Consider the following 19756-nt stretch of genomic DNA (forward strand, 5'->3'; position numbering starts at 1 on the left):
ACCCGCCACGAGCCTGACCAGCGCTTCGCCCAGGTCAGGCCCTGCGTGAGCAGCCGCGCAACCTCCTCATACCCCTGCCCGGAGAACAAGCACATCGCCAGCACGAAGTAGACCACCACCCGCGGCGGCAGCAGCCGAGTGCGCTGACCCGAACGACCGGACTCAGCGACCACCCGGTCCACCAGCTCCGGCGGAAATGTACGCGTTAGCAGCCCGACCGCGATCCGGTCCGACAACCGCTCATCCGTCTCCGGCTTGACCTGCCCAGGGCGTGGCATCCAGGCACCTCCTGGATGCCACGCTACCAGTCGAGACCCTTAAGTCACTGGTATTGCACGTAGCCCAGTTCTTCGATGGCTCGCCGCACGGTCTGGCGTGTCGACTCCTTCACGCCGGCCGCGTTGTTGATGACCCGGGAGACCGTGCCTCGTCCCACCCCGGCGTGGGCGGCCACTTCTTCCAGAGTCGGCGCTCCGGGTCGCCGCTTGGCCATGACCACCTCCCCACCCGCGAGATCACCGATCTTACGGGGAGGAGGACCCGGGCACATGCCTTCCGCACATGAACGACCGGACTCGGCACGAAGGGAAGTTGCGGTAGCGATGGTCCGCTGCGGACGAGCCCGCCGAAACCCGGGAAGAAACCCGCGGACCCACCCCGCCTGACAGAAGTGTCAGCCGGATGGATCCGCGGTACCGGGTGCACGCGGTTGGACGCGGGCCGGGCAGGCCTTCCAAGCGGCCGGTCAGACTGCCCGTCCCGGTGCCCTCACGCGGTGGCGCAGGACGTGCCGTTCAGGCTGAATGCGGCTGGTTCGGCGAAGGCGCCGTCATAGGTGCCCTGGAACCCGAAGGAGAACTGGCCGCCCGGTGCGATGGACGCGTTGTAGGCCATACCACCAGCCGTAACAGATCCCGACGAGGGTGAGATCTCGGCGCTCCACGCACTTGTGACCTTCTGCCCGGGCGGCAACGCAAAAGTGAGTTTCCAGGCGTCAACGGGCGACGAGCCCGTGTTGGTCACGGTGACGTCCGCCGTGAACCCTCCCTGCCACACGTTCGTGCCGTAGCCCACCTTGCAGGCCGACGAACCGCCCGAGCCACCCGTGCCGCTGCCGCTGCCGCTGCCGCTGCCGAGATTCACGCTGGACGAAAACGAGTTCACGGCCAGGCCCGCGCCGTTCTGCCAGGGCTCGAAGCCTGCCTGAATGCTCGTCAGGTACCAGTTGTCCTGGGCGAGTCCGCGGGAGACGGCCTGCCGGACGAAGTCCATCACGTCGAAGTTCCAGCTGTCGATCGCCGAGGGTGCGACGAAGGACAGGACGTCGTTGGAGCCGTTGTTCCCGGACCACACCTGCCAGTTGCGTCCGCCCACCGTGGCGGAACCGACGGGCGATCCCACCGGCTGCACGGGCCCCACCCGGTTGAACCAGATCATGATCTCGGTGATGTTCACGCCGTCGGTGCGTGGCGTCGGGTCCAGCCAGATGTCGTAGGCGGCGTCGTAGGCCGCACCGCTCACGTAGCTGTAGGAGATGCCTGAGGGCGCGCTCGCGATGGAGTTGAGCCGGGCGGGGAGGTTCGTTCCGGGCGAGCAGTTGGTGTAGTGGCCGTGCCTCGGATCAGCGGACGGCTCCTCCGAGCCCTTCCTGACCTTCGGCCACGAGGCCACGTCGACCCGTACACAACAAGGCAAGCGATCTCCTGCGCGCGCGCAACCAGCGGAGAAACCCTCCAACCAGAAGGAATGCTTCATCATGAGTCGCACCAAAACCTCATTGCTCGCGGCCCTCGCGCTGCTCAGCGGGACCTCAGCGGCCGCGCTCGTCTCGGCGCCGGCCGGAGCCGCCGCCGCGGCCGCACCCTGCACAGTGGACTACAAGGTGCAGAACCAGTGGGACACCGGCTTCACGACAGCCGTCACGATCACCAACAACGGCGCGGCCAAGTCGAGTTGGTCGCTGCAGTGGTCGTACGCCGGAAACCAGAGGATCAGCAATGGCTGGAACGCGAAGGTCAGCCAGAACGGTTCGTCCGTGACGGCCGCCAACGAGAACTACAACGGCACGCTTCCCACCGGGGGTTCGGCGAGCTTCGGTTTCCAGGCGTCCTACAGCGGGGCCAACGCCGTCCCTTCCACGTTCACCCTCGATGGCGTGACCTGCAACGTCGACGGCGGGCCGACCGACCCGGGGCCGACGGATCCGGGGCCGACCGACCCGGGACCCACCGACCCCGGTCCGGGTGGGTCCAAGGTCGCCAACCCCTATGTCGGCGCCAAGGCCTATGTGAACCCGGAGTGGTCCGCGAAGGCGGCCGCCGAACCGGGCGGCAGCCGCATCGCCAACCAGCCCACCGCCGTGTGGCTGGACCGGATCGCCGCCATCAACGGCGTCAACGGCGGCATGGGCCTGCGCGCCCACCTGGACGAGGCGCTGAAGCAGAAGGGCAGCGGCGAACTCGTCGTCCAGCTCGTCATCTACGACCTGCCGGGCCGCGACTGCGCCGCCCTCGCCTCCAACGGCGAACTGGGACCGAACGACCTCGACAAGTACAAGAGCCAGTACATCGACCCGATCACCTCGATCCTGTCCGAGTCGAAGTACGCGGGCCTGCGGATCGCCACCGTCATCGAGCCCGACTCGCTGCCCAACCTGGTCACCAACGCCGGTGGCACCAACACCACCACCGACGCCTGCGTGACCATGAAGAGCAACGGCAACTACGAGAAGGGCGTCTCCTACGCGCTCGACAAGCTCGGCGCCCTCGCGAACGTCTACAACTACATCGACGCCGGCCACCACGGCTGGCTGGGCTGGGACAGCAACCTCGGTCCGTCGGTGCAGGAGTTCTACAAGGTCGCCACGACCAACGGCGCGAGCGTGAGCGATGTGGCCGGCTTCATCGTCAACACCGCCAACTACAGCCCCGTCAAGGAGCCCAACTTCAAGGTCACCGACATGGTGAACGGGCAGACCATACGCCAGTCGAAGTGGGTCGACTGGAACCAGTACGTGGACGAGCAGTCGTTCGCGGTCGGTCTGCGGGACAAGCTGGTCGCCGCCGGGTTCGACTCCGGCCTCGGCATGCTGATCGACACCTCCCGCAACGGCTGGGGCGGCTCCGCCCGGCCCACCGGCCCCGGCCCGTCGACCTCCGTCGACGACTACGTCAACGGCGGTCGCATCGACCGGCGCATACACGCCGGCAACTGGTGCAACCAGAGCGGCGCCGGAATCGGCCAGCGGCCCACCGCCGCCCCCGCCACCGGCGTCGACGCCTACGTGTGGGTCAAGCCGCCGGGAGAGTCCGACGGCAACAGCGCCGCCGTGCCCAACGACGAGGGCAAGGGCTTCGACCGCATGTGCGACCCGACCTACGGCGGCAACGCCCGCAACGGCAACAACCCCACCGGCGCGCTGCCGAACGCACCGCTCGCCGGGCACTGGTTCTCCGCCCAGTTCCAGCAGCTGATGCAGAACGCCTACCCGCCCCTGTCATGACCCTGTGACACGGTGAGTGGTCGCCGGGGCCGGTCGTCAAGTGGCCGGTCCCGGCGCAGGCGTGCAGGATCGCCCCGACGTCAGGGAAGCTCGGCGGTGCCGGGTGAAGCCCGCCTCGCCGGACAGGGCGGTGGCCCATTCGGCCGGCCATCGCCGACGGTCACGCGGTGAGGGCGAGTGCCGGCCCTCCGTGCCCCACTGGGCCGCCGTGCCCCCCGCCGTACCGCACCGGCTTCCACTTGACAGAACTCTTTATCGGTAACACCGTATCCATTATGAGTTCCTGGTCTGAGCCGCAGCCTGATTCCCGCTTCGCCGTGGTGGACGGCCTGCAGCTCCACTACAAACGCACCGGGCGAGGGCCGGCCCTGGTACTACTGCACGGCAGCGCGTCCTCGCTCCAGCACTTCGACCGTGCGGCGGGACCGCTGTCGGAGTCGTTCGACGTGATCCGCCCCGACCTGCCCGGGTTCGGCCTGACCGGCCCCCGCAAGGATCGCGACTACCGCATCCCGACCTACACATCGACGGTGGCGGGTCTACTGGAGGCGCTGGGGGTTCCCCGCTACGCGGTGGCCGGCAATTCGCTGGGCGGCAACATCGCCTGGAACCTCGCGCTGGACCACCCCGAGCGGCTGACCGGCCTGGTGCTGGTCAATGCCACCGGGTACCCGGAGAAGGCGATACCGGCGGGCATGCGCCTGACCCGCAATCCGTTGCTGCGACCTGTGTTGCGGCGAGTGATGCCACGCGGCGCCATCGAGCGCAATCTGCGCTCGGCCGTCGGTCCAGGTTCGACCGTCGTGGACAAGGCCATGATCGACCGGGCCCACGAACTCATGAGCCGACCTGGGAACCGCTCGGCTTTCGTCGACTTCTGCAACACCGACCAGCCCGATCGCTCTGCACAGATTTCACGCATCACGGTGCCGACACTCGTGTTGCGCAGTGCGGCTGTCGACGGCCAGCACTTCGCCCGCGACATCCCCGGCGCCAAGGAGCTGGTGCATCCCCACGGCGGGCACCTGCTGCCGGAAGAGGAACCCCGGTGGGTCGCGGACGCGATCGTCGAGTTCCTCGGCTCTTCCGCCGGCACCCCCACGCACTGACGCCAAGGAGTCCCGTTCCATGAAGTACTTCGTCGCATCGGGCGAGGACCGCCGGCTCACCGCCGAAGCGCGGCAAGCCCTGCCCGGCAGCTTCATCGAGCTGTCCGACGGCTTCACCCACTACGAACTGAGGGGCCCCGAGGACGGAGACATCGTCGTCATGGCGGGCGGACTGACCATCCCGCTGTTCTACTGGGACAGCCTCGCCAGCGAGCTGCACGGCCGCGGGCTGCGCACTTTGACCTGCAGCGCGTACGGCCGCGGCTACTCCGACCGGGTGCGGTCGCGCTACGACGAGACGCTGTTCGCGCGACAGTTGGCCGAGCTGACGCAGCGGCTCGGTCTGACGGAGCGGCCCCTGCACCTTGTCGGCACCTCCATGGGCGCGTTGGTCGCCATGACCTACGCCGCCCAATACCCCTCATCCGTCGCCACCCTCACCATCGTCGGACCTGCCGGTCTCACGAAACCACGGCTGGCCTCCCCCCACCGGCTGCTGCGCAACGACTGGCTGGCCGGCTTCGTCGCCCGGCGACGTGGCCGTCAGATACTCCACGGGCACCTGGGACACAATGTCCGCGACCCCGAACTGGGCGCGGAACTGACCGAGATGGTCCTCGACGCGTTCCGCTTCGAGGGCTCGCTGTACGCGGTCTTCGACACGCTCCAGCATCTGCCGGTCGCCGGCCGGGACGACCTCTTCCGGCGGACGGGGGCCCTGAGCATCCCGACGCTGCTGCTGTGGGGCGACCGGGACGAAGTCACGCCCATGGCCCACTTCGAGACAGCGCGTAACTTGCTGAAGCCCCAGCGCCATCACGTCATTGCCGAATGCGGCCACATGGCCCCCTTCGAACGACCTCGCGACGTCGCCGATCAGATCGCCCCGTTCGTGGCCGCACGCGCCGAAAGGTTCGACTCATGAACCGCCCGCAGGTCATCGACGTCCTGGTCGTCGGTGCGGGCCCCTCGGGCTCCGCCGTCGCGATCGACCTCGTACGCCGGGGACTGGACGTACGCATCGTCGACCGGTCTCCCCACGCCTTCGACGGCTCCCGCGCCAAGGGCATCCAGCCCCGCAGCCTCGAAATCCTCGAAGACCTTGGTGCTCTTGACGACGTACTGGCCGGCGGCGGCATCTACCCCAAGCTCGGGCTCCACGCGGGCCCCCTCGCCGTGCCATGGAAGATGTTCCCGCGCGGGGAGCCCACCCCGGACGTTCCCTACCCGAACACCTGGCTGATCCCCCAGTTCCGCACGGACCGCGCACTGCACACCCGGCTGAGCGAGCTCGGGCTCAAGGTCGAGTTCGGCCGTGAGCTGACCGAGCTGACGCAGGGCGGGGACATGGTGGCCGCCAGAGTGGCGAGCGCGGACGGTACGGAGGAGATCGTCGCCTGCTATGTCGTGGGCGCGGATGGTGGTTCCAGTGCGGTACGCAAGCAGCTCGGCGTCGGTTTCGTCGGGACGACGCACGAGAGCGACCGGATGCTCATCGTCGATGCCTCGGTGACCGGTCTGGCCCGGGACCGTTGGCACATGTGGCCCGGCCTGGGCGGCAAACTCATCGGTGCCTGCCCGCTCCCCCACAGCGACATGTTCCAGTGGATGGTCCGTCTCGCGCCGGACGAGGAACCGCCGTCGGAGAAGGACGACATCCTCCGGCGGATCCACGACCACACCCGCGACCGGCGCATCCAACTGCACGACATCCACTGGACGTCGGTGTTCCGGCCCAACATCCGCCTGGCGGAGAGCTATGGCCGAGGACGTGTCTTCCTCGCCGGTGACGCCGCGCACGTCCACACCCCGGCCGGCGCCCAGGGCCTGAACACCGGCATGCAGGACGGCTACAACCTCGGCTGGAAGCTCGGCCAGGTCCTCGCCGGAGCGGACCCGGCGCTGCTGGACACCTACGAGGCCGAGCGGCAGCCGATCGCCGCCGGGGTCCTGGGCCTGTCCACGGCGAAGTGGGGAGGCATCGCCAAGCTCGACCCGTCGAGCATGAAGCGAGGCAAGGACGAACAGCAGCTCGCCCTTACTTACTACGGCGGCCCGCTCGCCCCGGCCGACGGAGTGCGCACCGAGACGCTGCGCGTGGGCGACCGTGCCCCGGACGCCGAACTGCGTGGCACCGACGGCGCCGGAATCCGGCTCTTCGACCTCTTCCGCGGGCCGCACTTCACCGCTCTCGCCTACGGCCCCCGCGCCGCCCGCGACCTCGAACGGATCGCCTGGCCGACGGCGGGCGCCCTGCTCAAACGACTCGCCGTGGGGCCGACTGCCGCCGACGGCCTCGGCTTCAGCGACCCCGCGAAGACCTTGCGGCGCGCCTACGGACTGACCGGCGACGCCTTGCTGCTGATCCGCCCCGACGGCTACATCGGGCACATCGCCACTTCGGGCTTCCTCGCCACCACACAATCCGCCGCACGCGCAATGACGCCGTAGCCAAGGAGCCGCACCATGTTTCAGCCGAGCCGCATCACCCCCGCTCGGGGAGCGCGGAGCGCAGGTCATCACCATGGCGCCGGACCGGCCCGACGCCGAACACGTCGACATCCTCGTCGACGGCGACCGCATCGCCGCCATCGGCGAGAACATCGAGACGTCCGACGCCGAAGTCGTCGACTTCTCCGGCCGCATCATCATCCCCGGCCTGGTCAACGCCCACCTGCACACCTGGCAGACCGCGCTGCGCTCCGCAGGCGCCGACTGGACGCTGATGGAGTACCTCACCCACCTCCACGGCGAGTGCGTCGGCCACTACACCCCGGCCGACATACACATCAGCAACCTGGCCGGCGCGCTGAACCAGATCAACTGCGGTACGACCACCGTGGGCGACTGGTGTCACAATGCCCTCTCCCCCGAGCATGCCGACGCGGCCTTGGAAGGACTGGTCCAGGCGGGAATCCGGGCCGTCTTCCTGCATGGCACGCCCTACCGGTCGCCGGAGACTCCTCACCCGCTCGCCGAGATCGACCGGCTGCTGGACGGACCCGTCCGCGGCCATGCGCTCCTGACCCTGGGCATGGCTCTGCAGGGGCCGCAGTATTCCTCGCCGGAGACGGCGGTGGCCGATTTCCGAGCCGGTGCGGACCGCGGTCTCGTCGTCTCGATGCACCAAAGCGGCGGAGAACTCTCCCCCGGCTGGGAGGCCGTGCGGGCCTCCGGGCTGTTCAGCCCCCTGACCAACATCGTGCACGGAGCCGATCTGCCCGGCGCCTGGATCGAGATGCTCGTCGAGGCGGGCGTCACCTTCACCACCACCCCGGAGAACGAGCTGGGCCAGGGTCACGGCACCCCCGTCACCGGGGCTCTGCTGCGCCTGGGCGCGGCGCCCTCCCTGGGCACGGACATCGACACCGCCGTACCCGGCAAGGTCCTCACCGCCGCCCGGATCGCCCTGGCCCATCAGCGCAGCCTGGACCACGCCCGGTACCGGGAGACGACTGGCATGCACGCCAACACGGCCTCGGTCACTGCCAAACAGGCCCTGGCCTGGGCCACGGTCGAAGGGGCCAGGGCACTGGGCCTGGCCGACCGGGTGGGCCGGATCGAGGTCGGCATGCAAGCCGACCTGGTCGCTGTCGACGCCCGGGCATTCAACCTGTGGCCGGCGCACGACCCCGTCGCCACGGTCCTGCACGCCGACATCGCCAACATCGAAGCGGTGTTGGTCGCCGGCATCTGGCGCAAACGTGATCACGCCCTGATCGCACCCGGCCTCGACGAACTCAGCGACCAGCTCCGCGAGTCCGGGCAGCGGCTGCTGCACAGCATCGGGAGTGTGCGCAGCCACGCCTGACACACGCAGCGGCCCCGACGTACGAAACGGACGCCGACGCGCACGACCTGCCGTCCCTCGTCGGCGCGAGGGCGACTCGCCACAGAGCCGCGCATCGCGGCCGCACTCCCACAGGAGAACGTGACATGAGCAGTCCCAGTTCGACCACCGTGGGGATGTCCCGCCAGGCGCTGCAGCAGGAACAGATCGTCCAGACCGCCATCGTCCTCCTGGACGATGGCGGCATCGAGAATCTGAGCATGCGACGGCTCGGCAGTCGCCTCGGCATCACCGCCGCGGCACTCTACCGGCACGTCAGGAGCAGACATGATCTGCTCCTGCTGGCCGCCGACACCGTCTGGGGGCGAATGCCTCTCCCCCGTCCTGACGGCCTCGAATGGCGTCCGGCGCTGCTGGCCATGGCCGGCGAGGTGCGTTCGATGCTTTCGCGTCACCCCTGGCTCCTGACCGCCATGACCCTCCAGCCTCTCGACGGTCCGTGCAGGGATCGCCATGACGAACATCTGATCGCGGTCTGTGAGACGTCCGGACTCGCCGGGCGAGATGCCGAGCAAACCGCCCACAGCATCGTCATGTTCGTGATCGGTGCCGCCCTCGCGACCGCCCCCGGCCCGTATGTGTCCTTCGGACTGCAGTCGATTCTCGACGGTGTCGAAGCCAGGCTGACCGCCCGTGCCTGACGACGAGACCGCCTGCCGACAGCGGCCAAGGATCGAGGGAGACGCCCAATGCGGGCCACGGTCCCGCGATATGTGCAACACAGGTGCAGTCGCGCATAGATCCGAGCTCTTGCGGAAGATCAGGTCACGGTCAGGCCAGTCGGGTTGGCTTGGTTTCGCTCATGTAGGGGTTTAAGCAGGGTAGTTGACTAATCCTTGCTTCAACCCTGGACGTCACGGTCGATCAGCGTCTATAAATTCATCCGATGTAGCTGACCGCGCTGACGGTCGGATTGCACCGCGTCCCAGGTACCCACGGCCCTGGCGTCCTTCACGAACCCCGCCCCGAACAGCGCACCTTGACGATCGAGGAGAGCCGCCCCATGTCCTCTGCACACCTCAGCAGACGTTCCCTGATCAAGGCTGCCGCTCTTGCCGGAGGCGTCGTGGCCTTCGGGCTGCCGCAAGCCCTTCTGCCTGCCACCGCCGAGGCTTACACCGTCCCCTCCAAGATGGACTGGTGGTACCAGGCCCGGTTCGGGATGTTCATCCACTTCGGGTCCTACTCCTACCTCGGCCACGGTGAATGGGCGTTCTCCAGCGAGAACTGGGCCAAGGCCAACTACCAGACCCAGGTGTCCGCGAACTTCAACCCCACCGCGTTCAACGCGGCGACCATCGCCCAACTGGCGGCGGACGCCGGCATGAGGTACCTGGTGATCACTGCCAAGCACCATGAGGGCTTCGCGATGTGGGACTCCAACGTCCCCGGCTTCACCGACACCACCGGCACCAAGCTGTACAACCTGCACGACTACGCCGGTGTCCAGGGTGATCTGCTGGCTGCGCTCAAGACCGAGTGCGAGGCGCGAGGCGTCAAGTTCGGTCTCTACTACTCGATCCTGGACTGGAACCACCCCTCCCAGACGATCCGAAGCGGCGGTGTCACCACGATGGCCTCGCAGGCCGCCCGCACGGCTTACATCGCGGACATGAAGGCCCAACTGCAGGAGCTGCTCGACCGCTACGACCCGGCGCTGCTGTGGTTCGACGGCGACTGGTTCGGCGAACCCTCCAGCCCCACCCTCCAGGACTGGTGGCTCCGGTCGGACGGTGTCGACCTCTACAACTGGTTGATCGCCCGCAAGCCCGGACTCGTCGTCAACGAACGGGTCAAGCGGGACCTCGGTCTGGGCGACTACGCGGTCGCTGAGTTCGGTGTCCCCAGTGCGCCGCTGGACCGACAGTGGGAAAGATGCGACACCATGAACGGCGCCTGGGGTTACAACGCGGGCCGGGAGAACTCCTACCAGCCCGTCAAGAACTTCGTTCAGGAGCTCGTCACCTGCGTCTCGCGGGACGGCAACTTCCTGCTGAACATCGGCCCCAAGGGCGACGGCTCGGTCACCACCGGGTCCGTGACCATTCTTCGCGGCCTGGCCTCCTGGATGACGACGTACGGCGACAGCGTGCACGGAGCCACGGCAAGCCCGTTCGGCACCGACCCCACCTGGGGAAGGGCCACGAAGAAGGACGGCAAGCTGTTCGCGCACGTCTTCACCTGGCCCACGGGCGGCGTGCTGCAGATCCCGGCGATCAACAACACGATCAGCCGCGTCTACCTGATGAACAACCCCTCGGCCTCGCTCGCCTACACCGTCAGCGGCGGCCAGATCAACGTCACTGTTCCGGCTACCGCCCCGGACGCCAATGACTCGGTGGTCTGTGTCGAGGTCAGCGGTGTCCCCACGTCCGCCGGCACGGCTCGGGTGACGGTGTTCAAGGACGTGGGTTACTCCTCGACGAACGCCGTCCTGACGCTGGGCAGCTACACCTCCTCCCAGTTGTCGGCCGCGGGGGTGGGGCCCGCGGCCATCTCCTCGCTGAGGGTGCCCCAGGGATACCAGGTGACGGGCTACTCCGGTGACAACTTCAGCGGCACGGCCTGGACCTTCACGGCGGACAATGCCGATCTGCGGGTGACCGGCAACAACGACGCCATCGTCTCGCTGAAGGTCACCTTCAATCCTGCCTCGTACTTCCGGCTGATCAACATCACGGACGGTCTGGCCCTGGACAGCGGCGGCAACGTCGCCGGCGGCTCGAACCTCAAGCAGTGGACGCCGGTCGACAGCCCCAACCTCCAGTGGCAGGCCGTCGACCTCGGCAACGGCTACTACAAGCTGGTCAACCGCACCAACGGCATGGTCGCCGACGGCTGGGGCTCGGTCAACAACGGCGCACCCGCCCAGCAAGCGCCCTGGAACAGCGGCCCCAACCAGCAATGGCAGATCACCGACCGCGGCAACGACCAGTACTCGATCGCCAACCGCGCCACCGGACTCGTCCTCGACGGCGGCGGAGGTGTCCCCTCCGGATCCGTGACCAAGCAGTGGACGTGGGTGAACAGCACCAACCTGCTGTGGACTTTCCAGCCCGTCTCCTGACCCCCGTGGGGGCGGGCGAGTTCGGCCCACACGCGAACCTTCGCCCACTCGCTGAAGCGATGTGGGAGGGCCGGGCCGCCGTGCGGCCCGGCCCACGACCCGCCGTTCAGAGGGCGACGGTCTGCCAGTCCTGGTTGGGGCCGTCGGTGGTGGGCCACTGGATCACGTAGGCGGCGTCGTTGGTCGAGGCGTCCTTGACGTCGGCGCACCAGCCGTTGTGGACGTTGACGAGCCGGTAGTAGCCGCTGGTCTTGGAGGGGGCCAGCTTCCACCACTGGTTGCCGCCGCCGTCGTCGGTCCCCTGGTCGAGGATCGCACCTTGGGCGGAGGAGCCGGGGCTTTCGAGGACCTTGCCGCTCTTGACGCTGACCAGCCGGTAGGAGCCGTCCGCGTTCGGCAGCAGCTTCCACTGCTGGCTGGGGCCGCCGGTCCAGGGATACTGGATGGCATAGGCGCCGTCGCTGGTCGAGGCGTCCTTGACGTCCAGCACCTTGCCGCTGGTGCGGTTGACCAACTTGAAGGTGCCCAGGTCCGCGGCGAAGGGTCGGTCGTAGACCTCCAGATTGCGGATGGAAGCCCACACCCCGGACGGCAGCCCGGTGACCGTGACGCGCACGTACCGCGCCTGCGCCCGGAACTGGGCGACCTGCACCTGGCCGGCGCTGGTCGTGGCGGTACGGTCGGCGAGGACGGTCCAGGTGGTGTTGTCGGTCGAACCCTCCACCCTGTACGGGTAGTTGGTCTTGTCCAGCTCCCAAGCGATGCGGGTGCCGGTGACGAAGCGGGTGGAGCCGAGGTCAACCTTCAACCAGTGGCCGGTGTTGCCGTTGTTCGCGCACCAGCGGGTGGCAGTGGACCCGTCGACGGCCTTGGCGGCGGAGTTGCCCTTGGAGGTCTCCTCGCTGTCGGCTGTGGCGGTCTTGCCGACGGCGATGTCGACCGGCTGAACGGACCGGTCCAGGGTGACGCCGACGACGCTGTCCTGAGGGTGGGTGGTGCGGTCGATACCGCTGATGGCGACCCGGCCGTCCCCACCGACCGTGTACGACAGGCCGGCTCCGGAGCGTACGTCGAAGACACGGGGGACCTGGGCGTCCCCGATCGACGGGGTGGTGAAGGCGGTGCCGCCGTAGCCGGGCAGGAGGTGGATGTAGAAGGTGTTGTCCTTGTAGGTGAAGCCGTACTGGCCGTCGACGGGGTTCCACGGGCCACCGCGGGTGCCGTAGACGGACTGGCCGCAGGCGGTCATGAAAGCGCCGATCTGGCGCAGCAGGCTCGCCTGACCGGAGGACACGGTGCCGTGCCGGTCCGGGCCGACGTTGACCATCGCGGTCATGTTCCGCACCCAGCAGTTGACGCCCGGGCGCCCTCAAGAAGATGGCCGCCCGCTGCCACACCTCCCCCGATGCCTTCACCACGGCCTACTGGACCCACCGCCCGCCCTACGACGCCGGCCGGCACCCCGCGTCCACCTACTGGACCGACGTCCTGCACGCGCTGTCCCGCCCCGCCGACGCCGACACGATCGAAGAGCTGCGCCTCACCGACATCGACAGCTGGTCCCGCGTCGACGACCGTATGGTCACCTACGTACGCGACCTGCGGGACCGCGCCCGGGTCGCCTTGCTGTCCAACATCCCCGCGGACCACGCGGACGCCTTCCTCGCCGCCCAGCCCTGCTGCTCGACCTCGACCACATCGCCTTCTCCGGAAAGATCGGTGCGGCCAAGCCCGACCCGGCCGCCTTTCAGCACTGCGTCATCACCCTGCGGGCCGCACCCGCCGACTTCCTCTTCGTCGACGACCGCGAGGAGAACGTCCGCGCGGCGCAGGCCGTCGGCATGGACGGACACATCTTCCGGAGCCAGGACGACCTCGCAGCCGTCGTCGACGAGTGGCTGCCGACCCGTTAGGTGAACAGCGCACAGCGGCGGGCGCGTTGGCGCAAGTCACCGGCCGCTGAGCTGCTGAGGGCGGAGGCCCTGGGGAGGGGGAACGCACAGTATCTTGAGCGACGCTGGTCCGGCCCGTCTTCGACTTCTGTGGCCGCCGCGATGACCTGGATGAACGACCGACTCACGTTTCCGCAGGGCGCCGCTGCCTCCTCCAGCCCCAGCCGGCAACGGGCGACGGCAAGTTGACCGGGCCCCCGGGCCGGTGTCCGGCGAAGTAGGAGATCCTCGCACGGCCCGCTCGACGATGCCGCGGTGCCCTCGCAGACAGGCCAAGGGTTCCCCGAAGCCTTGACGCCAGAGAGCCGTGATCCTACGGTCCCTACACCACCTCACGATCGGTCGCTCCATCGAAACATTCGATGACGAAGGGAGCGCTCCGGGCTTTCTGGTCTGCGCTTCGCTGCTTCGACGTCATTCCGCTTGCGTGGTCCCCGGGCTCGGCATCGCAGGCCATGTGTCACCGGCACAGTCGGCTGCCACCGCACCACGACACCCCGCCAGGACCGAAAGTTTCGAGAGGCACATCAGCGCCACGTCCAGATGGAGGAGCAATGTCGTTGCACCGTAGCGATTCCGGCAACACAGGTCCGGTGCTTCCCAGTCGCCGGGCCGTCCTGACGAGCATGACTGCCCTGCCGGTCGTCGCGGCCGCGGCACCTGCGGTGGGAGCGCCCCGAACTCCGTCCCTGGCAGCCGCCGCCGTGACCGTCGACCCGTCGGCCACCCGGCAGACGATCCGGGGGTTCGGCGGCATGAACCACCCGCTCTGGATCGGTGACCTGACATCTGCCCAGCGCGAGACGGCGTTCGGCAACGGTGAAGGACAGCTCGGCTTCTCCATGCTGAGAATCTTCGTCTCGGAGGACAAGGCGAACTGGAGCCGTGAGGTCGCGACAGCGAAGCGGGCCATCGAGCTCGGGGCCACGGTCTTCGCCTCACCATGGAATCCTCCCGCTCAGATGGTGGAGACCTTCGTTCACGGCCAGCAGACCGACGCGAAGCGGCTCCGGTACACCATGTACGGCGCCTACGCGCAGCACCTGAACGACTTCGTCGGCTTCATGCGGAGCAACGGGGTGAACCTGTATGCCATCTCCGTGCAGAACGAGCCCGACTACGCTCATGACTGGACCTGGTGGACTCCGACCGAGATGACCAGGTTCCTGCGGGAGAACGCCGGGTCGATCAGTACCCGGGTCATCGCTCCGGAGTCCTTCCAGTACGTGAAGAGCTTTTCGGACCCGATCCTCAACGACCCCGCAGCACTGGCCAACCTCGACATTCTCGGGGCGCATCTCTACGGCACCTCGTTCCAGAACTTCCCCTACCCCCTCTTCAAGCAGAAGGGCGCGGGCAAGGAGCTGTGGATGACCGAGGTCTACTACCCCAACAGCAGCGATTCGGCCGACCTCTGGCCGCAAGCGCTGGACGTGGGGGAACACGTCCACCGGGCGATGGTGGATGCCGAGTTCCAGGCGTACGTGTGGTGGTACATCCGGCGCGGTTACGGGCCCATGCGCGAGGACGGGCGGATCAGCAAGCGCGGTGCCGCCATGGCGCACTTCTCGAAGTACGTCCGCCCGGGGCACGTGCGGATCGCCGTGACCGCGAACCCACAGCCGAACGTCTACCTCTCGGCGTACAAGGGGAGCGGCTCCCGGGTGGTCATCGTCGCCGTCAACAACGGGACCTCGCAGGTGAGTCAGCAGTTCACCCTGCAGAACAATGCCTCGTCCGGCGTCTCTTCCTGGCTGACGGACGCGAGCAGGACCCTCGCGGCCCAGAACAGGATCACGGTGTCGAACGGCTCTTTCACCGGGCAGCTGCCCGCGCAGAGCCTGACGACCTTCGTGACCGGGTAAGGCCTTGCACTGTCAGGTCTGGGTGCCGGCTGCAGACCGGCGTTCGAAGGGGGCCCTGCCGCGGTGCGGCAGGGCCCCCTTCGGCCTGTCCGGGCCTGAAGGTCATCCGAACAGGCGCCGCTGGATCTCCCGCCGGTAGTCCTCCAGCGTCCGGTCGAGGTGTACGGCGGTGGCCTGGGCCGCCTCGTCGGGGTGGCCGTCGCGGATGGCGCGGTAGATGGCCTCGTGCTCCTCGACCGCGGCCGGGGTGCCCTCGCCGAGGCTGTCATGGATGCCGATCGCGCTGGACTGGCGCTGCAGCCGTCGGGCGTCGCGCACCGCGCTGCCGAGGAAGGTGTTGTGCGAGGCTGCGGCCAGTGCCGCGTGGAAGTCGTCGTCCGCCTGGTTGAAGACGTCGACGTCGCCGTGGGCGTACCCGTACCGGCACTGCTGCATGGCGACCTCGATGGCGCGCAGTTCGGCGGGCGTGGCGCGAGTGGCCGCGAGCTTGGCGGCGGCCATCTCCTGGACTCTGCGGAACTCGAACAGCATGAGCACGTGGTCGAGGTCCACGGGACGGAAGAAGCCGCCCCAGCGACTGGTGATCAGCATGCCCTCGTCGTCCGCGACGAACAGTCCGCGGCCCTTGTGCGCCCGCACCCGGCCGAGCGCCGAGAGGATCTTCACCGCTTCCCGGACCACCGCCCTGCTGGTGTCCAACTGCTGGGCCAGGTCGTTCTCCGTGGGCATGCGGTCACCGGGGACCAGACGGGCCTCGGCGATGAACTCGAGGATCCGCTCCGCCACGATCTCGTATCCGGGCCGGTAGTCGCGCCGCTCGTCCGCGCCGTTCACCACTGCCGCCACGGCGGGCGTGTCATTCATGTGTCCTGCCTCCGGGTGACTGCGACGACGCTGCCTGATCGGCACTTGAGCCGCGTTCATCGTACCTCAGACCCTAATGAGTCGTACTCATTTAGAGGACCACCGATCATGAATCGGTAGACAATTTGAGGCTTTGATGACGTTTCGCCTGGGTTTATGGCCCATATTCGCCGTCTCGACATGGACGCTGAACCTCGAAAAAGACCTACACACCCCTTGACGCACCCTTCGATATGGCGGCTAATTTCTTCCGCAGCGGTAATGACAGAGCCGTCAGCCTCACGCAAACCGAGTGGAGTCGCACATGTCCGTCTACAAGCCTTCGGTCACCCAGGAGACAGGGACCAGCAGGAGACGTGCCGCGTTGCTGGCCGGCTGTGCCGCCACCGTGCTGCTCACCGTGACCGCCTGTGGCGGGGGTGGCGGTTCGGCCGGCACGACCAAGGACGGATTCGCGCAGGCCGCGCAGAAGGACGGGGCGCTGACCGTCTGGGTGGACGCGACGCGCATGGACGCCGCGAAGCTGTACCAGTCGCAGCACCCGAACGTGAAGATGGACATCGTCAGCTACGACGGCGACGCCAACGGCTCCAACTACCTCCAGACGAAGGTCCAGTTGTTCAACCGGACGGGCAAGGGCTGGCCGGACGTCGTCTTCAGCTCCCAGAACAACGAGGCGAGCTGGGCGGTGGACGCGGGCTTCGCGGCTCCGCTGAACAAGGGCCTGATCCCGGACGCGACCCTCGGCGGGTTCGCCAAGGGGGCCAACGACGTCTGCACGGTCGACGGCACCCTGTACTGCCTGCGCAACGACCTCTCCCAGGCGGTGCTCTGGTACAACGCGCCGCTGCTGAAGAAGTTCGACTACACGGTCCCCACGACCTGGGAGGAGTACCGGGCGCTCGGCGAGAAGGTCGCCAAGGAGCACCCCGGCTACCTCGTCGGCGACGCGGGCGACTCCTTCACCCCCGAGATCTACCTGTGGGCGAGCAAGTGCGGCGCCAACCACATCACCGGGCCCAAGTCCGTGTCCGTCAACACCACCAGCGAGGCCTGCACCAAGATGGCCAAGCTGCTGGATGTACTGATCAAGAACAAGTCGATGTCGATCAGCGGCGTCTTCAGCACGGACTTCGCCAAGAACGAGGCCGACAAGGTACTGCTCATGCCCGGGCCGGCCTGGTACGGCGGCGCGGTCTTCAAGGACGGCCTCAAGACGCCGGCCAAGCAGATCGCGGTCGCACCCATGCCGCAGTGGCAGGGGGAGACCTCACCGTCCACCGGCAACGTCGGCGGCGGCACCTGGCTGCTGTCCAAGCACTCCACTCACATCAAGGCGGCCACCGACTTCCTGAAGTGGGTCACCACCGACAACGCCTACCAGGGCGAGAAGGCCCCCGGCTTCCCGGCGTACGCCCCGGCCGCCGAGAACTGGCTGAAGGCGCAGGCCGCCTCCGGGTACTTCGACGGCGACCTCACCGCGCTCAAGGACGCCTCCTCGCAGGTGTGGTCCGACTGGGGCTCGGGCCAGTTCAGCCAGGAGGCCATATGGGCCGCCACCGTCAAGCCGGGCCTGACGCAGGGCAAGACCATCGAATCGCTGCTGCCGGCCTGGCAGGACTCGATCGTCAAGTACGCCAAGGCCGACGGATACAAGGTGTCCCAGTGACGCTCACGCACTCCTCGGCCGGCTCTGTCCGGGGGCGCCCTCGCGGCACCTCCCGGCAGAGCCGGGCCGGCGTGGCTTTCGTCGCCGGTTACGTACTGCTGCTGATCGCCTTCGGCGTCCTTCCGACCTGTTACGCGATCTACTTCGCGTTCACGGACGCCGGAGGCGCCTTCACCGGCATCTCCAACTTCGTCACCACGGCACAGGACTTCCGCTTCGTCGACTCCCTGGGCCACGTGGCCCTGTACCTCCTGTTCTGGCTCCTGTCGCTCGTGGTGTTCGTCGTGGTCCTGGCGCTGCTCCTGCACCGGCTGTCCTCTGGGCCGCTCAGCCAGGCGCTGCGCTTCCTCTACTACATCCCCGGAGCACTCGCCGGCGCCGCGAGCGTCCTGGTGTGGCTGTTCATGCTCGACCCGACGGTCAGCCCCGTCAGCTCCCTGCTGGACTCACTGGGCTTCCACACCTTCGGCGAGGTCATCGCCCCCGGCAACCTGGCGCTGCTGTTCACGATCATCGCGTTCTGGACGGGCGCGGGCGGCTGGATCGTCGTCATGTACGGCGCGCTCAACAACATCCCCAAGGACGTCATGGAAGCCGCCCGCATCGACGGCGCCAACGGCTGGCAGACCGCCTGGCGCGTGCAGATCCCCATGCTCCGCAAGTGGATCGTGTACATGGTGATCCTGGCCTTCGCAGGCGGCGCCCAGCTCTTCGTCGAGCCGCAGCTGCTCTCCCTCGCCAGCACGGGCGTGGCCGGCCGCGACTACTCGCTCAACCAGCTGACGTACGACTTCGCCTTCCAGATGAACAACATCAACGGCGCGGCCGCGGTCTCGGTGGAGCTTCTGGTCGTCAGCGTGTCGGTCGCCGGTGTCTTCGTCGCACGGTCGGGGTTCTTCGATGCCGACTGATACCCGACCCACTGCCCCTGCCACCGCCCGCACGGAACGGGAGGCGACCATCATGAGCCGAAGCCGCCACAGGGGACCGCGGCAGCGCACCCGGCGCCCGGAGCACATGACGTCCCGCCTCCTCGCGGGCTCGGTGCTCACCGTGTTCGTGGTGTTCTTCGTACTGCCGGTGCTGTGGCTGCTGCTCGCGGCCACCAAGACCGACCAGCAGCTGGTCCACGACAACCCCCTGTCCTTCGGCTCCTGGCACGCGCTGAAAGCCAACTGGCACGCGCTCACCGGCTTCCAGGACAACGCCATCCTGGTGTGGCTGGGGAACTCAGCCGTCTACGCCTCGATCTCCCTGGTCATCACGCTCTGCCTGGCCATCCCGGCCGGATACGCGCTGGCGATGACCGAGTTCCGCGGCCGGCACACGCTCCTGATCACGACCCTCGTCGTGATGCTGATGCCGAACGCCACGCTGGTGGTGCCGCTGTTCCTGGAGATCAACGCGGTGCGTCTGATCGGCACCATGTGGTCGATCATCCTGCCGTACTCGTTCTACCCGTTCGGGGTGTACCTGACGTACATCTACTTCACCACCGCCGTGCCCAAGGACCTCCTGGCGGCGGCGCGGATCGACGGCTGCTCCGAGTTCGGCGTCTTCCGCCATGTGGCCCTGCCGTTGGCGACGCCCGTCATCGCACTGGTCGGGTTCTTCAGCTTCGTCGCCAACTGGACGAACTACTTCCTGCCGTACGTGATGCTCCCCGAGAGCGACCAGATGCCGATCCAGGTGGGCGTCGGCAGTCTCCTCAGCAATGTGCCGTCGTTCAACCCGACCGTCGGCACCCTCGCCATCCAACGCCCGCAATTGGCCCTGGCGACGCTGGTTGCCATCACACCCGTCCTCGTCGTGTTCCTGTTCGCCCAGCGCTTCCTGGTCAGCGGAATGCTCGCCGGCGCCACCAAGGAGTAACAGCTC

At 67.8% G+C, this 19756-nt stretch carries 15 protein-coding genes and 2 pseudogenes; 12 read left to right on the top strand and 5 right to left on the bottom strand.

Features of this window, described 5'->3' with window-relative positions; all coding sequences use genetic code 11:
• From H293_RS49920 to H293_RS49925, 3 genes and pseudogenes are all read right to left on the bottom strand, one after another.
• Positions 1-278, bottom strand: a 278-nt coding sequence (locus H293_RS49920; protein WP_033415632.1) for a transposase domain-containing protein, incomplete at its 3' end; no start/stop codon positions are given.
• 56 nt (positions 279-334) lie between these two features.
• Positions 335-493, bottom strand: a pseudogene (locus H293_RS0123630) (LacI family DNA-binding transcriptional regulator); the annotation flags it as partial.
• Positions 494-768: 275 nt separating this feature from the next.
• Entirely contained in the window at positions 769-1869 is a 1101-nt protein-coding gene (locus H293_RS49925; RefSeq protein ID WP_472726476.1) for a glycoside hydrolase family 12 protein, read from the bottom strand.
• On the opposite strand from H293_RS49925, the gene H293_RS0123640 reads away from it, so the two are divergent.
• The 7 genes and pseudogenes from H293_RS0123640 to H293_RS0123670 all read left to right on the top strand — a co-directional run bounded on the left by H293_RS0123640 (position 1757) and on the right by H293_RS0123670 (position 11528).
• Positions 1757-3502 (top strand): glycoside hydrolase family 6 protein, encoded by a 1746-nt coding sequence (locus tag H293_RS0123640; RefSeq protein WP_028808122.1) that lies wholly within the window; start codon positions 1757-1759, stop codon positions 3500-3502. The genes H293_RS49925 and H293_RS0123640 overlap by 113 nt on opposite strands.
• Positions 3503-3777: 275 nt before the next feature.
• The gene (locus H293_RS0123645) at positions 3778-4611 is read left to right on the top strand and encodes an alpha/beta fold hydrolase (RefSeq protein ID WP_028808123.1); all 834 of its coding nucleotides are present in this window, start codon (positions 3778-3780) and stop codon (positions 4609-4611) included.
• A 19-nt stretch (positions 4612-4630) separates the two neighbouring features.
• On the top strand, positions 4631-5536 hold the full coding sequence (locus tag H293_RS0123650) for an alpha/beta fold hydrolase (RefSeq protein ID WP_020120319.1): 906 nt from the start codon (positions 4631-4633) through the stop codon (positions 5534-5536).
• A complete protein-coding gene (locus tag H293_RS0123655; protein ID WP_020120320.1) occupies positions 5533-7062 on the top strand; it encodes an FAD-dependent oxidoreductase in 1530 nt (509 codons plus the stop codon). Before H293_RS0123650 ends, H293_RS0123655 begins: the two co-directional genes overlap by 4 nt.
• Before the next feature lie 64 nt (positions 7063-7126).
• Positions 7127-8422: pseudogene (locus tag H293_RS0123660) on the top strand (amidohydrolase family protein); the annotation flags it as partial.
• Between the two features lie 155 nt (positions 8423-8577).
• Positions 8578-9102, top strand: coding sequence for a TetR/AcrR family transcriptional regulator (locus tag H293_RS49930; RefSeq protein WP_158694433.1), 525 nt, complete (start codon positions 8578-8580; stop codon positions 9100-9102).
• A 362-nt stretch (positions 9103-9464) separates the two neighbouring features.
• Positions 9465-11528, top strand: a complete 2064-nt coding sequence (locus tag H293_RS0123670) for an alpha-L-fucosidase (RefSeq protein WP_020120323.1) — start codon at positions 9465-9467, stop codon at positions 11526-11528.
• 106 nt (positions 11529-11634) lie between these two features.
• On the opposite strand, the gene H293_RS49935 is transcribed toward H293_RS0123670, so the two are convergent.
• Positions 11635-12864, bottom strand: a complete 1230-nt coding sequence (locus H293_RS49935; RefSeq protein ID WP_020120324.1) for an RICIN domain-containing protein — start codon at positions 12862-12864, stop codon at positions 11635-11637.
• On the opposite strand from H293_RS49935, the gene H293_RS55080 reads away from it, so the two are divergent.
• Complete coding sequence (locus H293_RS55080) at positions 12863-13441, top strand: HAD-IA family hydrolase (RefSeq protein WP_259294518.1); 579 nt, start codon at positions 12863-12865, stop codon at positions 13439-13441. The two genes, H293_RS49935 and H293_RS55080, sit on opposite strands and share 2 nt — an antisense overlap.
• A gap of 593 nt (positions 13442-14034) precedes the next feature.
• Complete coding sequence (gene xynC / locus H293_RS0123690) at positions 14035-15345, top strand: glucuronoarabinoxylan endo-1,4-beta-xylanase XynC (protein ID WP_028808125.1); 1311 nt, start codon at positions 14035-14037, stop codon at positions 15343-15345.
• A 102-nt stretch (positions 15346-15447) separates the two neighbouring features.
• Here the strand turns inward: xynC and H293_RS0123695 are convergent, their stop codons facing one another.
• Complete coding sequence (locus H293_RS0123695; RefSeq protein WP_020120328.1) at positions 15448-16209, bottom strand: FadR/GntR family transcriptional regulator; 762 nt, start codon at positions 16207-16209, stop codon at positions 15448-15450.
• 304 nt (positions 16210-16513) lie between these two features.
• Here H293_RS0123695 and H293_RS0123700 point away from each other — a divergent pair, with 304 nt between their 5' ends.
• The 3 genes from H293_RS0123700 (at position 16514) to H293_RS0123710 (ending at position 19750) form a co-directional block, all read left to right on the top strand.
• Positions 16514-17878 carry an ABC transporter substrate-binding protein gene (locus tag H293_RS0123700; protein ID WP_020120329.1) on the top strand — a complete coding sequence of 455 codons (1365 nt, stop codon included), beginning with the start codon at positions 16514-16516 and terminating at the stop codon, positions 17876-17878.
• Positions 17875-18789 carry a carbohydrate ABC transporter permease gene (locus tag H293_RS0123705; protein WP_020120330.1) on the top strand — a complete coding sequence of 305 codons (915 nt, stop codon included), beginning with the start codon at positions 17875-17877 and terminating at the stop codon, positions 18787-18789. Before H293_RS0123700 ends, H293_RS0123705 begins: the two co-directional genes overlap by 4 nt.
• A 106-nt stretch (positions 18790-18895) precedes the next feature.
• Positions 18896-19750, top strand: coding sequence for a carbohydrate ABC transporter permease (locus tag H293_RS0123710; protein WP_020120331.1), 855 nt, complete (start codon positions 18896-18898; stop codon positions 19748-19750).
• Positions 19751-19756: the final 6 nt, after the last annotated feature.

The sequence above is a fragment of the Streptomyces canus 299MFChir4.1 genome (assembly GCF_000383615.1).
GTDB classification, from domain to species: Bacteria; Actinomycetota; Actinomycetes; order Streptomycetales; family Streptomycetaceae; genus Streptomyces; species Streptomyces canus_C.